The organism is Lacticaseibacillus sp. 30 (genome assembly GCF_053819265.1).
The window spans coordinates 1-14937 of record NZ_JBSOQX010000017.1; the positions used below are offsets into that span (position 1 = coordinate 1).

16 protein-coding genes are annotated in these 14937 nt (G+C 49.0%); all 16 read left to right on the top strand.

The window, feature by feature from the left end:
• Positions 1 to 274 precede the first annotated feature (274 nt).
• The 16 genes from ACWPAB_RS10990 to ACWPAB_RS11065 all read left to right on the top strand — a co-directional run bounded on the left by ACWPAB_RS10990 (position 275) and on the right by ACWPAB_RS11065 (position 14900).
• On the top strand, positions 275 to 1468 hold the full coding sequence (locus ACWPAB_RS10990; protein ID WP_003575944.1) for an iron-containing alcohol dehydrogenase: 1194 nt from the start codon (positions 275 to 277) through the stop codon (positions 1466 to 1468).
• 63 nt (positions 1469 to 1531) lie between these two features.
• Positions 1532 to 2515 carry an alpha/beta fold hydrolase gene (locus ACWPAB_RS10995; RefSeq protein ID WP_003571042.1) on the top strand — a complete coding sequence of 328 codons (984 nt, stop codon included), beginning with the start codon at positions 1532 to 1534 and terminating at the stop codon, positions 2513 to 2515.
• A gap of 495 nt (positions 2516 to 3010) precedes the next feature.
• On the top strand, positions 3011 to 3448 hold the full coding sequence (locus ACWPAB_RS11000; protein ID WP_003566778.1) for a 3-hydroxyacyl-ACP dehydratase FabZ family protein: 438 nt from the start codon (positions 3011 to 3013) through the stop codon (positions 3446 to 3448).
• Between the two features lie 70 nt (positions 3449 to 3518).
• Positions 3519 to 3968: a MarR family winged helix-turn-helix transcriptional regulator gene (locus tag ACWPAB_RS11005; RefSeq protein WP_003566777.1), complete on the top strand. Its 450-nt coding sequence runs from the start codon at positions 3519 to 3521 to the stop codon at positions 3966 to 3968.
• A 15-nt stretch (positions 3969 to 3983) separates the two neighbouring features.
• The gene (locus ACWPAB_RS11010) at positions 3984 to 4946 is read left to right on the top strand and encodes a beta-ketoacyl-ACP synthase III (protein WP_003580349.1); all 963 of its coding nucleotides are present in this window, start codon (positions 3984 to 3986) and stop codon (positions 4944 to 4946) included.
• Positions 4947 to 5049: 103 nt separating this feature from the next.
• Entirely contained in the window at positions 5050 to 5289 is a 240-nt protein-coding gene (locus ACWPAB_RS11015; protein ID WP_003566774.1) for an acyl carrier protein, read from the top strand.
• Positions 5290 to 5312: 23 nt separating this feature from the next.
• On the top strand, positions 5313 to 6299 hold the full coding sequence (locus tag ACWPAB_RS11020) for a nitronate monooxygenase (RefSeq protein WP_016382227.1): 987 nt from the start codon (positions 5313 to 5315) through the stop codon (positions 6297 to 6299).
• A 36-nt stretch (positions 6300 to 6335) separates the two neighbouring features.
• On the top strand, positions 6336 to 7259 hold the full coding sequence (locus ACWPAB_RS11025; protein ID WP_016382226.1) for an ACP S-malonyltransferase: 924 nt from the start codon (positions 6336 to 6338) through the stop codon (positions 7257 to 7259).
• On the top strand, positions 7256 to 7984 hold the full coding sequence (fabG, locus tag ACWPAB_RS11030) for a 3-oxoacyl-ACP reductase FabG (protein WP_003580342.1): 729 nt from the start codon (positions 7256 to 7258) through the stop codon (positions 7982 to 7984). The genes ACWPAB_RS11025 and fabG overlap by 4 nt, the downstream gene beginning before the upstream one ends.
• A 22-nt stretch (positions 7985 to 8006) precedes the next feature.
• Entirely contained in the window at positions 8007 to 9227 is a 1221-nt protein-coding gene (gene fabF, locus ACWPAB_RS11035; RefSeq protein WP_003580341.1) for a beta-ketoacyl-ACP synthase II, read from the top strand.
• A gap of 5 nt (positions 9228 to 9232) precedes the next feature.
• Positions 9233 to 9676, top strand: a complete 444-nt coding sequence (accB, locus tag ACWPAB_RS11040) for an acetyl-CoA carboxylase biotin carboxyl carrier protein (RefSeq protein ID WP_003580339.1) — start codon at positions 9233 to 9235, stop codon at positions 9674 to 9676.
• A 112-nt stretch (positions 9677 to 9788) separates the two neighbouring features.
• Positions 9789 to 10229: a 3-hydroxyacyl-ACP dehydratase FabZ gene (gene fabZ, locus ACWPAB_RS11045; protein WP_003571030.1), complete on the top strand. Its 441-nt coding sequence runs from the start codon at positions 9789 to 9791 to the stop codon at positions 10227 to 10229.
• A gap of 40 nt (positions 10230 to 10269) precedes the next feature.
• Complete coding sequence (locus tag ACWPAB_RS11050; protein ID WP_003585370.1) at positions 10270 to 11634, top strand: acetyl-CoA carboxylase biotin carboxylase subunit; 1365 nt, start codon at positions 10270 to 10272, stop codon at positions 11632 to 11634.
• 243 nt (positions 11635 to 11877) lie between these two features.
• The gene (accD, locus tag ACWPAB_RS11055) at positions 11878 to 12693 is read left to right on the top strand and encodes an acetyl-CoA carboxylase, carboxyltransferase subunit beta (protein ID WP_003580336.1); all 816 of its coding nucleotides are present in this window, start codon (positions 11878 to 11880) and stop codon (positions 12691 to 12693) included.
• A 152-nt stretch (positions 12694 to 12845) separates the two neighbouring features.
• The gene (gene accA / locus ACWPAB_RS11060) at positions 12846 to 13619 is read left to right on the top strand and encodes an acetyl-CoA carboxylase carboxyltransferase subunit alpha (RefSeq protein WP_003580334.1); all 774 of its coding nucleotides are present in this window, start codon (positions 12846 to 12848) and stop codon (positions 13617 to 13619) included.
• Between the two features lie 99 nt (positions 13620 to 13718).
• Positions 13719 to 14900, top strand: coding sequence for an SAM-dependent methyltransferase (locus ACWPAB_RS11065; RefSeq protein WP_003580332.1), 1182 nt, complete (start codon positions 13719 to 13721; stop codon positions 14898 to 14900).
• Positions 14901 to 14937 lie beyond the last annotated feature (37 nt).

The following is a 14937-nucleotide window of genomic DNA, read 5'->3' on the forward strand; positions in this document are numbered from 1 at the left end:
GTCCAAAAAGGGCCTACACGTTCAGTGTTGATTATTTCTCAACACCAGAAAGTGTAGACCCTTTTTTGTGTGCTGAGGAACATGCCGGCGTTCATTCCTTACCAGTTTGGGAGAAAGTAGCGAGTCACCACGTTACCAGCTGGATTCATCGATACCCGTCAACTGAACGAGATCCGAGAATTTGTCACTATTCGCGTTTCTTTTACCCTTAAAACCGTTACAATTAAAGTAATAAGAAACGATCAGGTTCACACTCAAAAAAGGAGCGATAACTTTGAAGAATTTTCGATTTCAGAATAAAACCGATATTCGTTTTGGTACAGGCCGATTAGATGTTGAGCTGCACGACGCGGTGAGTCAATTTGGTTCGCGTGTTTTGTTCGTTTATGGTGGCCATTCCATCAAAAAGTCAGGCTTATACGATACCGTGACTGGACTGCTCGCTGATTTGCAGTTAACCGAATTGCCGGGCATTGAGCCGAACCCGAAGATCGATTCTATCCGTGCTGGCCAAAAGCTGGCGAAGGATCAGGATATTGATGTTGTTTTGGCAGTTGGTGGCGGCTCCGTGATTGATGCTGCAAAGGTCATTGCCAGCGCCAAGTTTTACGAAGGCGACCCATGGGATCTTGTCAAAGATCGTGGCGTAACTCGCCGGAAATTGCAGCAATTGCCAGTCGTCGATATTCTGACATTAGCAGCGACAGGCAGTGAGATGAACAGCGGCTCCGTGATTTCAAATCCTGTCACTCATGAAAAGCTCGGCACAGTCGGGCCAAACACACCAGCGGTTTCATTTTTGGATCCGTCACTGACCTTTACTGTGCCAGCCAGACAAACGGCGGCGGGATCAATGGATATTCTTAGTCATTTGCTTGAACAATATTTTGATCGTTCAAAAAATAATGACGCCAGCAAAGGCATGATTGAAGGCTTGATGCGTACAGTTATTAAGTGGGCGCCCATTGCGTTGAAACAACCTGATAACTATGATGCCCGCGCCAACTTAATGTGGAGCGCAACGATGGCGCTAAACGGTATCGTGAGTGTTGCTAACGAAAATGGCTGGACAGTGCATAGCCTTGAACATGAACTATCAGCTTATTATGACATTACCCATGGTGTCGGCCTTGGCATTTTAACACCGCGTTGGATGTCGTTTATTCTGACCAAGGACGCAACGACAGCAGAAATGTTGGCACAATTTGGTCGCCATGTCTGGGATCTTGAAGGTGATGAATCCTATGCCGTGGCGCAAGCGGCTATTGACGCGACTTTTGACTGGATTAGTCGCTTAGGGTTCCCAATGACCTTGCCTGAAGTTGGGATCAAGGATACTCAGCATTTTGATGCCATGGCGACTGCTGCTGTTGCCAATGCTAGTCTTGAAACGCGCGCCTATGTGCCGTTGTCGGTAGAAGATGTCGAAACGATTTATCAAGCATCCATGACAGATGGGCTGGCATAAAAGTGTTAGCGGTAACGAGTCTATACCTGACATTGTTGTGCCACTTTTAAAGGGGGTTCTTTTTTGACGCAACCAATTCTTGAACATGATTCTGTTGCTTTTCAGGCGGCACGAAACGCTGAAAATCAACTCTGGGCTGACTTTCACTTAAAGCCTAAGACGCGCTGGTTTAAAATTGCGCCTGATGATTTGCGGGTTCGGGTCTTAGAGTTTGGTCATGGCGACCCCGTGTTGGTTGTGCCCGGCAATACTGGTGATCCATATGCGCTAGCGCCGTTGTTGCCGCAACTAGTCGGCTATCATGTTTTTGTCATGGCGCGCCCAGGTGGCGGTTTGAGCGATGGATTTGATCATGAGCAAGTAGATGTTCACAATTTTGCCGTGGACTTGTTCAGCCAGATCATGGATAAGCTTGATCTCAAATCAGCACCGATCATTGCTCATTCGATGGGTGCGCATTGGGCGACTTGGTTTGCGCTGGCCTATCCAGATCGGGTTCAGCAGCTCATTTTACTGGGTAATCCCGGCCGAATGCTTATGACCAAAACACCGACATTGCTCAAAATGGCGATGATGCCAGGTCTTGGTAAATGGTTCATGAAACGTCAAATCCCTAAATCAGCCAAACGCGCTTGGGGACCGCTGCATCGCATGGGGACTGATCCGGCTGCCGTCAGTGCTTTGCCGCAAAGCTTTGCGGACTGTGTTTATGCATTTGATCATTTGCCGAACTATCAGCTGGCAACCTTGTCCTTATTACGGACGATGAATCAAGAAAAGTACCACAATGCATTGAAAGAGTCGCAATTGCGCGAGCTGTCTGTTCCAATGACGTTAATCTGGGGAACGAATGATACCTTTGCGAATCCTGAACTCGGTCAAGAAATCGCCGCTGTCGTGCAACATGGTGAACTGTTAACCGTGAATGGGGCAGGACATGAACCGTGGATTGACGATCCCAAAAAAGTTGGCACCATTGTCCGACTTCGGCTAAAAGAAAACCATTTACGTGCTGCCGTGTCCCAAACATCGGCTAATGAGTGGTAAGTTCAACCGAATTTTGTAAAAAAGCTATTGTGTATTCTCAACTTTAGTTTTTTTATTTTGCCATTTTTGACAACGAAAACCAGAAAAAAGTCGAGATTTTTTTTTGCATAGTTAGGCTTTTTTCGGTAACCCTTAAACCCCTTAACCATATTATCTGAGACCGTATTCATTCTGATACATCAATATTCTCAAAAGATAATAAACGCAAAAAAGGTTTGACAATCAAAGCAGTTCTGCATATGCTTTGAACATTCAACTAGTTTAGTTGAGAGCGTGAGCTGGCCCGGTTAGAAATCGGAGTGTAAGTGGGCCTGAACGTGATGGCCGCACTTTGGCCATTGCGTGCAGGGTCCTTACACGTAGATTTCTGGGTCAGCGAACGCGTTTTGAAAAAAGCTGGCCCGGTTTTTCCGGGCTGGCGACCGTGTTTAAAAAGAAAGCGTGAGCCGGCAACGTTTAGGCCGGCAATCGCGTTTGAAAAGAGGAGGCGAAGCTATGACAACTTTAAATACCTCAACCATTCAGGCATTAATTCCGAATCGATATCCATTGTTTTATATCGATCATGTGAGTGAGTTAGTGCCTGATGAATCGCTGGTGGCTGAGAAGTATGTCAGTGTTGCGGAGGATCATTTGGTCGGCTATCTACCAGATGAACTAACGATGCCGCCAACACTGATTATTGAAACACTAGCGCAAGCGGCATCCATTTTGATTTTAAAATCGCCAAAGTTTGCTGGCAAAACAGCTTATCTAGGCAGTATCAGTAAAGCTGATTTTTCAGCACAAGTTCCAACCGGCAGTGTACTAACACTGGCGATCAAAATGGTTAAGGTTCGAGAGAATATGGGGGTCGTTGCGACGACTGCCAGTATCGGAGATGAATTGGTTTGCCACGCAGAATTGCATTTCGTGGTAGAAGCCAATGCTTAGTTCACTTGACAGGCTATTTTTTTCAACTGATACTTTGAATATCAAATCAGTTGTCAATGGAGGCACACCTATGTCCCAAAAGCCAAGCGTCAAGCGGATCAATGATAAATTGATCAGAGTTTATACCGATATTTTACGAATGGAAGAAGAAGAACTGCGTAAAAGTCAGTTCCGCGATTTAGGCATCAAGGAAATGCATACGATCGATGCGATCGGCATTCATGCGACACCGAGTTCAAGCGATGTTGCTAAACGACTGCATGTCACCCAAGGCACTTTGAGCGTTGCCATCAACAATTTAGCGCGTAAAGGTTATGTCGAGCGGTTGCATCTTGAGTCGGATAAACGCGTTGTGAATTTACGGCTCAGTCGCAAAGGTCGCTTGATGTATCGTGCCCATCTTGCCTTTCATCAAAAAATGGTTGCGAGTTTCGTCAAAGGATTTACCGAGCCACAGATCGAATTGATCGAGCGGGCACTGGATAATCTGAATGAATTTATTGACGAATATCGTCATTAGAAAGAAGGACCCGCTTTGGAGATTCTGGCCAGTGCCTATTCGGTACCTGCCACGCGGATTGAGAATGATCAATTGCGCCAGTACATGGATACGTCCGATGATTGGATCAAGGAACGCACCGGGATTAAAGCGCGCCATGTCGTCACCAATCAAAAAAATTTTGATTTAGCTTACGATGTTGCTCAGCAGTTATTGGCCAAAGCGCAGGTCGCGGCTGACCAACTTGATTTTATTATTGTGGCAACCATGAGTCCGGATTATGCGACGCCGGCTGAGGCTAATCGGTTGCAGGCGGCCTTGCAGGCAGACCATGCCTTTGCTTTTAACATCAATGTTGCCTGTGCCGGCTTTGAATATGCATTACATGTTGCGGATCGCCTGATGACGAGTCCAACGGTTCATCAAGGAATTGTGATCGGCAGCGAGGTACTTTCTCGGCTTGTCGATTGGCATGATCGGCGAACGGCCGTATTGTTTGCTGATGGTGCTGGCGGGGTTTTGATCAATGATCAAGGTTTCCCGGTTCAGGCCGTGGATCTTAAAAGTTTCGGCGATACTGAGATGGCTTTGGTTGCTGGTGAACAGACGAATCACAGTCCGTTTGCCGAAGCACCCTCAGCTAAGCCGTCCCCATTTTTCAAAATGAATGGGCGAGCGGTTTATCAATTCGCCATTTCCGAAGTGCCACGCTCAATCAATCGGGCACTGACACAGGCAGCCGTTGCGGTTGATGACGTTGATTGGTATCTCTTACACCAAGCCAATGCCAGAATTGTGCAATCAGTCACCAAAAAGCTGAAAGCAGATCCTGCCAAGTTCCCAATCAATATTGATGAGCATGGCAACACCAGTGCAGCCAGTGTGCCGATCTTGTTGGCACAATTAGCTGAAGACGGTCGCTTACAACGCGGTCAGCGGCTGGTACTCAGCGGTTTTGGCGGCGGTTTATCCGTTGGCTCGTTGATCGTCACTTATTAACAGTATGTTTGAGTCTGATGCGCTCGCAGTCGCAGAAGCCCGCTTATGGGTCCGCTTCTGCTGGCGCTTACAAAATAGTTAACTTTAAAGGAGAACATTAAACATGACAAACGAAGAAGTATTGCCTAAGGTACAAAACATTATCGCTGACCAATTGGATAAGAAGCCGGAAGAAGTTCAACTGACAACCAACTTTAAGAACGATTTGGATGCCGACAGTTTGGACATTTTCGAAATCATCAACGAAATCGAAGACGAATTCGACGTTAAGATTGATACCGATGAAAGCATTGAAACGGTGGCTGATCTTGTTAACTTCATCACCGAAAAGGCTGAAGCTTAAGACAACTTGAAGGGAGTGGGCCAATGAGTCCATTAATGGAACGCTTGGGCGTTAAATATCCGCTTTTTCAAGGCGGCATGGCGTGGGTCGCTGACGGCAAGCTCGCCGCATCAGTTTCTGAAGCTGGCGGCTTGGGCATCATTGGTTCTGGTCATGCCCCAGCTTCTTGGGTCAAAGAGCAAATTGATATTGCCAAGTCACTGACTGACAAGGCATTTGGTGTGAATGTCATGCTACTTTCACCATTTGTCGAACAAGTCATTGACGTGATCGTTGACGCTAAGGTTGCGCTTGTGACGACTGGTGCCGGTGATCCAAGCCGCTACTTAGAACGGTTGCAGCAAAATGGCACGATTGTGATGCCGGTTGTACCGTCTGTCGCCATGGCAAAACGGATGGCAAAAGACGGTGTCGACGGCGTTATCGCTGAAGGCATGGAATCTGGCGGTCATATTGGTAGCATTACCACGATGGCCCTAGTGCCACAAGTTGTCGATGCGGTTGATATTCCCGTCGTTGCAGCTGGCGGTATTGCTGACGGTCGTGGTGTGGCGGCTGCCTTGAGTTTGGGAGCCATCGGTGTTCAGATGGGGACGCGTTTTCTGACGTCAACGTCTAGCCGAATCCACCAGAACTACAAGGACGCCGTCATTAAAGCCAAGGACGTTGATACGCTGGTAACCGGCCTGTATGTCGGTCATGCTGCCCGCGTTTTGAAGAACCCAATGAGCCGGAATTTCCTGAAACTTGAAAAGAAAATTGCCCTTTCTGACACGACCGATTTTTCGGCAGTTGAAGAACTTGGTAATGGCAGTTTGCGTAAAGCCGTCCTTGAAGGCGATCGTGAACATGGTTCCTTCATGGCTGGTGAGATTGCCGGCTTAGTTAAGCGTGAAGAAAGCAGCGAAGACATTGTTGAGGACGTGATGCGTCAGGCCAAAGAAATTTTGGCTGGCTCAAAAATGGCGGCCTTATTGACAGGTCAAGTCGATGTGCGGGCACAGGCTTAACGGCAAACGTCCGCATTGAAACGAGGAGGTACTTGCTTGCGTTTTGCATATGTGTTTAATGGCCAAGGTGCCGAGGTCCCCGGAATGGGGATTGATTTTTACCAGAATACTTTGATATTCAAAGAGATTATTGACCGTGCTGATGCAGTTTTGGACTTCGATCTGCCGCAGTTTTTGGCGACTGGCGATTTTGCTGCTCATCCGGATGCTTTGCAACCGGCTTTAGTTGCGTACAGCGTGGCCACGCATGAAGTAGCAGCCGCGGCATTGCCCGATGAAACCGCACTTGCTGGCTTAAGTCTAGGAGAATACAGTGCCTTGATTGCTGGCGGCGGGATCAGTTTGGAAGATGGGTTGAAGCTGGTTGCTGCCCGCGGCAAGGCGATGGCCGCTGCTTGTCAGGCCCATCCAGGCAGCATGTTAGCCGTCATGACTGGCGATACTGCTGTGATTGTGGCTGCCTGTCAACAAGCGCCTGATGTTTGGCCAGCCAATTACAATGGCCCTAAACAGACCGTACTGGCCGGCAGCAAGGCTGGCTTGGCGCAGGTTGAAGCGTGGTTGTCAGATCAAGGCGTTCGCACTGTGCCACTGAAAGTTGCTGGCGGATTTCATAGTCCGTTAATGGCTGATGCGCAGCCACCATTGCGTGCTGCCCTTGACCAAGTACATGTCTTTGATCCTGCTACACCGGTCATCAGTACCACGGCTCTTGAGCCCTTCTCGGCTGAAAACATGCGGTCAATTTTGGCGGCCCAGGTGGCTGAACCGACTAAGTTTGCTGATGTGGTGCGGCAACTGAAGGCTGCTGGTATTGACACGGTCATTGAACTGGGACCAAAACCAGTGCTTAGCAAAATGATTAAGCGCATTGATCGCGGTATGACCACATACTTGATCAGTAACGCAGCGAGCCTTAATGCAGTCATTGACTTGAATAACGGAGTGAAGGCAGATTGAAATTAACTGATAAAACCGCGATCATCACTGGTGCTTCACGAGGCATCGGCGAAGCGATCGCCCGAAACTTTGCTGAAGCGGGCGCAAATCTTGTTTTAAACGCTCGCCACGAATTTCCCACTGAGTTGATCAAAGAGCTTGAAGCCTTTGGTCATGGCGTCGTCACTGTCCTTGGCAGTGTTGACGATCCAGCAACCGGTCAGCAGCTGGTGGCAACCGCTCTGGACAAGTTTGGCAGTGCCGATATTTTAGTCAACAATGCGGGAATCACCAGTGACATGTTGGCCATGCGGATGAAACCGGAAGATTTTGCCCGGGTTGTCAGCGTCAACTTAGATGGGACTTTCTATGTGAGTCAGCCAGTATTCAAAAAAATGCTGAAGGCACGCACTGGTGTCATTATCAATCTTGCCAGTGTAGTGGGGTTGACCGGGAACATCGGTCAAGCCAATTATGCAGCTAGTAAAGCGGGCATCATTGGTCTGACCAAAACATTAGCACGAGAAGGTGCCATGCGTGGCGTGCGAGTCAATGCGATCGCACCTGGCATGATTGCTACCGATATGACCGCAGCGCTGAGTCAGGCTAGTCAGGATCAGATTTTGGCGGAGATTCCGTTAAAGCGATTCGGTCAACCTGAGGAAATTGCGCATGCGGCCCGTTTTCTGGTCGAAAATGCCTACATAACCGGGCAAACATTAACTGTTGCTGGTGGATTAGGCTAAGTACATGAACGGAGGAATGACATTGCAACGAGTAGTCGTAACCGGAATGGGTACTGTGAATCCGCTGGGTCATTCAGTTGCCGAAACAGTGGCAACGATGGATGCTGGCAAGATTGGTATTCGGCCAATCACTAAGTTTGATGCCGAGAAGACCGGGATCACAGTCGCTGGTGAGGTCGAAGGTTTTAAACCTGAAGTGCGAATGGAAAAACGGCTGAGCAAACGGCTGGATCTTTTCACGCAATATGGCCTTTACAGTGCAATCGAGGCATATGAACAGTCAGGTTTAACTAAAGATGATGTTGATTCTGAACGAATGGCTGTCATTTTTGGCTCAGGTATTGGTGGCTTGACAACCATTCAGGAACAAGTCACAAAAATGAATGCCAAAGGCCCTGATCGAGTAAGTCCACTGTTTGTGCCTGAAGCGATTAGCAACATGGTCGCCGGGACAATTTCTCAGTACTTTGGCGCGCACGGACCGAGCTATGTCGTTGTGACTGCGTGTGCTTCAGCCACGAATGCCATTGGCGAAGCAGCCATGCGGATTCAAAGTGGTAAAGCCGATGTTGTGATTACAGGTGGTGCCGAGGCTTCTGTTAACGAAATCGGTATTGCTGGTTTTGCAGCCCTGTCTGCCTTATCCAAGGCTGCCGATCCGGCCAAAGCAAGTTTGCCATTTGCGGCTGATCGCAGCGGTTTTGTCCTCGGCGAAGGTGGCGGTGCGATTATCTTGGAAAGCCTCGAACATGCGCAACAACGCGGTGCCAACATTTTAGGCGAAGTTGTTGGTTATGGTGCTACGAGCGATGCTTACCATATGACGGCGCCTGATCCAAGCGGCCATCAAGCGGCACGGGCAATGGAACTGGCGATTGAAGAAGCTGGGATTGCGCCAAGTGATGTCGGCTATATCAATGCACATGGCACGGCGACCAAGGCTAATGATGCCATGGAAAGCAAGGCGATCCACGATCTTTTCGGGGACGATGTTTTGGTGAGTTCCACCAAGGCTTTGACTGGTCATTTACTGGGTGCGGCTGGTGCGATTGAAGCGATCATGACGATTAGTGCGTTGCACGAAGGTAAATTGCCGATCAATGTCGGTGATGATGAGCAAGATCCTGAATGCCCAGTCACCTTGGTGGATGCCGCTAATCGCGATGTCGAAGTTGACTATGCACTCAGCAATTCCTTTGGTTTCGGCGGGCATAATGCGGTCTTGGCCTTCAAAAGGTGGTGAGCATCATGGACACCGAAATGATTGAAGTCCTGATCAAACAGTTGGAGCAAAGTTCTTTGCATGAATTAGAGCTGACGCTTGGCAACGATTCTTTACATCTGGTCAAAGCAAGTGCGGCTCCGGCGCCAATTGTTAATACTCAGGCAACAGTGCCTAGTCAACCGGTAACGCCGGAAACGGCGGTGCCAGCTGAACCAGAAGCTGGCACCGCGATTAAGGCGCCATTGGTCGGTATTGTCTATCTTTCCCCTAAACCTGACGCTGATCCGTACTTTGAAGTCGGCGCGCACGTTAACAAAGGCGATGTGGTCTGCATCATTGAGTCGATGAAAATGATGAACGAAATCAAAAGCACCGTCAGCGGCACACTCAAGGCGATTAACGTCGACAATGAAAGCCTCGTTGAATATGATCAGGCATTAGTCACAATTGAAGAAGACAGAGCGTGAGTAGGAGCGTTTAGAAATCGGTGTGTACGCGGGCCTGAACCTGATGGCATTGCGTTCAGGGCTCTTATACGTAGGTTTCTAGGCTGGAGAGCGCGTTTAAAAGGAGGGCATTATGCTCGAAACCAAGAAAACACTTGAAGCACAAGAAATTCAGGCCATTTTGCCGCATCGCTATCCGATGTTAATGGTCGACCGGGTCTTGGATCTTAAACCCGGTGAATCCGTAGTGGCACAAAAGAATGTTTCAATTAACGAACAGATTTTTCAGGGACACTTTCCTGGTAATCCAATTTTCCCTGGTGTGTTGCAGATTGAAGCCATGGCGCAGGCTGGCGCGATTGCATTGCTTTCGATGCCGGACTTCAAAGGAAAGACAGCCTACCTTGGCGGCATTAAGAAGGCCAAGTTCCGCCACATGGTGCGTCCAGGCGACGTGCTGCGGATTGAAGTGACCTTGGAGAAACTGATTGACAATGCAGGTTTGGGCAAAGGCAAAATTTATGTTGGCGAAAACATGGCCAGCAGTGCGGATTTAGTTTTTGCTATTGGCTGAAACTGCCATTGAAACCAGATTTGTGTGAGGAAGTGGAACTTTGTTCAAAAAAGTACTCGTTGCCAACCGTGGCGAAATTGCGGTCCGGATTATCCAGACCTTGCGCGAAATGGGCATCACCTCTGTGGCGGTGTTCTCAAACGCTGATCGTCACAGCCTGCATGTCACCCTTGCAGATGAAGCCATCTGTATTGGCGGACCGCGGGCGGCCGACTCTTATCTGAATATGCGCAATGTTGTCAGTGCCGCTATTTTGAGCGGTGCCGAGGCAGTGCACCCCGGGTTCGGCTTCTTATCGGAAAATGCCGAGTTTGCGAAACTCGTAACCGATGCCGGATTGGCCTTTATCGGGCCAAAACCGACTGCCATTGATCAAATGGGCGACAAAGCCGTTGCTCGACAAACAATGATTGACTTAGGCGTACCCGTGATTCCAGGCAGTCATCCTTTACAGGACGTTGAAACCGCGCTGGCAGCAGGGGAGGCCATCGGTTATCCATTGATGCTCAAGGCCAGCGCAGGCGGAGGCGGCAAAGGTATTCGCAAATTAACGGATGCTGCTGCATTGAAAGCTGAATTCGCGGGGGCCCAAGCAGAGGCTCAAGCGGCGTTTAGCGATCCGACGATGTATCTTGAAAAAGTCATTGTCCCTGCCAAACACGTCGAAGTTCAGGTTTTACGCGACATGCACGGGCATACCAGTGTTTTCCCAGAACGAGATTGCAGCTTGCAACGTCACAGTCAAAAGATGGTCGAAGAAAGTCCATGTCCAGTCTTGACGTCACCTGAACGCAGAAAGTTACTTCACCTCGCTGCGACCATTGCTGAAGGAGTCGATTATCTCAATGCTGGTACCATTGAGTTCTTGATGGATCAGCAGCATCATTTTTATTTCATGGAAATGAATACGCGTATTCAGGTCGAGCATCCAATTACAGAAATGGTGACCGGTGTTGATTTGGTCCAAGCTCAACTACGAGTTGCAGCTGGCGATGAAGTGGCATTAACGACACCTGAACCATCAGGGGTTGCGATCGAATGCCGGTTAAACGCGGAAGATCCTTATCATGATTTTCGACCAGACGTTGGCACCCTTGAACAACTGCGCTTTCCAACCGGCGGCATGGGGCTGCGGGTTGACACCGGCGTTGCGCCTGGCGATAAGATCAGCCCCTATTATGATGCCATGATTGCTAAACTCATTGTCCATGGGCGAACCCGTGACGAGGCCTTAGCGAAAATGCATCGTGCACTGATTGAATTGCATGTGGAAGGTGTCAAAACCAACCGGGATTTTGCTCTGGCCTTATTCCAAGCACCGACTGTTCTGGCCGGCAAAGCCGATACCGCCTATCTCAATCGCGACTTTTTACCAAAATGGCAGAGCGCGAACCAGCCCGGTTAGAAACCGGAGTGTAAGCGGCCTTGGGCGTGATGGCCGGTTTTGGGCCATTGCGACCAAGGTCCTTACATGCAGGTTTCTGGGCTGGAGAGCGCGTTTAAGCAGAGCGTGAGCAGGCCCGTTTAGAAACCGGAGCATAAGTGGCCTCAAGCCTAAATAAATGGCTGGGCTTTGGCCATTTAGGCTTGAGGTCCTTATGTGCAGGTTTCTGGGGTGGTGAACGCGTTTTGAAAGGAAGGATACTGCATGTCACAACCACAACTGACCCAAGAAGCACTTGCTCGTGAGGCAGCCTTACCCGAAAACTTGTGGATTCAATGTCCGTATTGTAAGCAAGGCAGCTATCGTGAGAGTTTGGGCAATGCTCAAGTTTGCCCGCACTGCCACTACGGCTTTCGAATCACTGCTAAAAAACGACTGTCCCTTATCGCGACAGCAACAGAAGAATGGGATGCCGATCTGGTGACGTCGGACCCGCTGGATTTCCCGGGATATACCGAGAAATTGGCAGCAGGCCAGGCTGCTACTGGTTTGAAAGACAGTGTGTGGACAGGTCAGGCGACGATTGGTGGTCAAAACTGTGCGCTTGGTATCATGGATCCACAGTTCATGATGGGTTCACTTGGCACTGTGACTGGCGAACGGTTGACTCGGTTATTTGAAAAAGCAACCAGCGCCAATTTAGCAGTTGTTCTTTTCTGTGCTAGCGGTGGTGCGCGGATGCAGGAAGGTATTCATTCGCTGATGCAAATGGCCAAAGTAAGTGCCGCAGTTAAAGCGCACAGCAATGCAGGCTTGTTATTCATCAGTGTATTGACCGATCCAACGATGGGCGGCGTAACCGCGAGTTTTGCGATGCAAGGCGACATCACGTTGGCAGAACCACACAGTTTGATTGGTTTTGCAGGTCGGCGGGTGATTGAACAAACGATTAACCAAAAGCTGCCGCAAAACTTTCAGCGAGCAGAAACCCTTTTGCAAAGCGGTTTTATTGATGCAGTGGTACAGCGGCAGGATCAGCCTAGTTATTTAGGGGATTTGTTGGCGTTGCATACAGCCTGAGCAGTGACATTTGATGAGGCATGGTGACGCGACGCTAGACGGATTGATTGCCATCTTGGATCAATTTGCCTAGCGTTCTTCATATCACGCGTAGCCGTCTGACAAACACATTGACAGGCATACAGTTGCAGCAATAAGGGAGGCTTTCAAGCATGACGGATAAAGAAACGCTAGCGTATGAGACAGTTCTAGCAGCCAGAGCACCACGACCATATCGCACGCGGGAACTGATTAACGGGTTGGTGACAAACTTTCATGAATTTCACGGTGATCGCTCAAGTCACGATGATCCGGCTGTCATTGGCGGCATTGGCTGGCTTGATCAGCAAGCCGTGACCGTGATTGCAACGGATAAAGGGCAAGACCTAACGGAGCGATTGCAGACGCATTTTGGCAGTCCTGAGCCTTGGGGTTATCGTAAGGCGCTACGGTTAATGAAGCAGGCAGCCAAGTTTCATCGACCGATTGTCACGCTCATTAACACCCCCGGCGCATATCCTGGCAAAGAGGCGGAGGCCAATGGCCAAGGCGCCGCTATTGCTGATTTGTTATACACCTGTGCTGATCTCCCAACGCCGATTCTTGCGATTTTGATCGGTGAAGGCGGGTCAGGCGGTGCCTTGGCTTTGGCGTTTGGGGATGAGGTCTGGATGACGGACAAGAGCATGTATAGCATTCTATCCCCAGAAGGTTTTGCGGCTATTTTGTGGAAGGATGCCAGCCGTGCTAAAGAGGCGGCCGCGGTCATGCAACTGACCCCGCAAGATTTATTGGCTAAAGCGGTCTGTGATCGCATTATTCCGGATACCGGTACGACTTTCGCGACGACGTTGAAGGCAGCAATCAAGCCCAAGCTCGCAGAATTAGTTGCTACTGATCCGCAGGCACTGATTGCCAAGCGACAGCAGCGTTTTCGAAAATTTTAAATGAAAACGGCTACACACCGTCCATTTTCACGGCGGTGTTTTTTCTTTGGTTAAAAAGCCGTATAATTCTTCTTGTAACTTCTCAAAACGGAGGCCATCATGCTTGAAAAAAAGTTTTATCATACCATGTTCAGTCACTCTTTCAATATTCCGGTTCGCGTGGACTACTGGGATCATACGGAAGAAACGTATGGTACAGGTGAGCCAACGATCACGATTAAAATGAAAAAGGCCATTCCGGTCCGTGATTTGCTGAAAAATGCATCGTTGGCACTGGGTGAGGCTTATATGCGTGGCGACATTGAAGTGCTTGGCGGCACACGGCCATTGCAACAATTAATCGCGGCGGCTTATGCGAATGCGGGCAGTTTTATGCGCAACAAGAAACTCATGCGCTTTCTCCCGAAGCAAAGTCATACCGAACATAAGTCAAAAGAAGACATTCATTCTCACTACGATCTTGGCAATGATTTTTATAAACTGTGGTTGGATCCGACTTTAACTTATTCCTGTGCCTACTTTGAGGACTGGAGTGACGATCTAGAAACCGCCCAATTAAATAAGATTGATCATATTTTGCGGAAACTTAATCCACAGCCGGGGCGGACATTGCTGGATATTGGCTGCGGCTGGGGTACGTTGATGTTACGCGCAGCTAAGACCTATCACTTGAAGGTCGTCGGCATCACCCTGAGCAAGGAACAGTTTAAACTGGTTTCGGATCGGATTGAATCAGAACATCTATCCGATGTTGCTGAGGTGCTGTATATGGATTATCGCGAACTGAATCGCGAGCCATTTGATTACATCACATCAGTTGGCATGTTTGAACATGTCGGCAAGGAAAATCTAGAAGGCTACTTTAAAGATGTCGCTAAGTTGCTAAAAGATGACGGTGTGGCATTGATTCACGGCATCACGCGACAACAAGGCGGCGCGGTAAACGCATGGATTAACAAATACATTTTCCCGGATGGTTATGTGCCCGGGATGGCGGAAAACCTTAATCACATTGTCGACGCTGGCATGCAAGTTGCAGATCTTGAACCACTGCGGCGTCATTATCAACGCACACTTGAGATTTGGGATACCAACTTCAATAATCATCGTAATCCGATTCAGCAAAAATTCGGCTACGAATTTACGCGGATGTGGGATGTTTATCTGCAGGCGGCCGCTGCCAGCTTTGAATCTGGCAACATTGACGTGATGCAGTATTTGATCAGCAAGGGGCCGTCTGGAAAAGATCTGCCGGCAACCCGTGCTTATATGTATGAATAGGGTCAACCGCGATAATTAAGCGGTGATCAAGATTAAA

Bases quoted from the DNA above. Each gene is read 5' to 3' on its own strand.
- ACWPAB_RS11000 (WP_003566778.1), top strand. From the start codon at position 3,011: ATGACAACTTTAAATACCTCAACCATTCAGGCATTAATTCCGAATCGA.
- ACWPAB_RS11005 (WP_003566777.1), top strand. From the start codon at position 3,519: ATGTCCCAAAAGCCAAGCGTCAAGCGGATCAATGATAAATTGATCAGA.
- ACWPAB_RS11015 (WP_003566774.1), top strand. From the start codon at position 5,050: ATGACAAACGAAGAAGTATTGCCTAAGGTACAAAACATTATCGCTGAC.
- ACWPAB_RS11020 (WP_016382227.1), top strand. From the start codon at position 5,313: ATGAGTCCATTAATGGAACGCTTGGGCGTTAAATATCCGCTTTTTCAA.
- accB (WP_003580339.1), top strand. From the start codon at position 9,233: ATGGACACCGAAATGATTGAAGTCCTGATCAAACAGTTGGAGCAAAGT.
- fabZ (WP_003571030.1), top strand. From the start codon at position 9,789: ATGCTCGAAACCAAGAAAACACTTGAAGCACAAGAAATTCAGGCCATT.
- accD (WP_003580336.1), top strand. From the start codon at position 11,878: ATGTCACAACCACAACTGACCCAAGAAGCACTTGCTCGTGAGGCAGCC.
- accA (WP_003580334.1), top strand. From the start codon at position 12,846: ATGACGGATAAAGAAACGCTAGCGTATGAGACAGTTCTAGCAGCCAGA.
- ACWPAB_RS11065 (WP_003580332.1), top strand. From the start codon at position 13,719: ATGCTTGAAAAAAAGTTTTATCATACCATGTTCAGTCACTCTTTCAAT.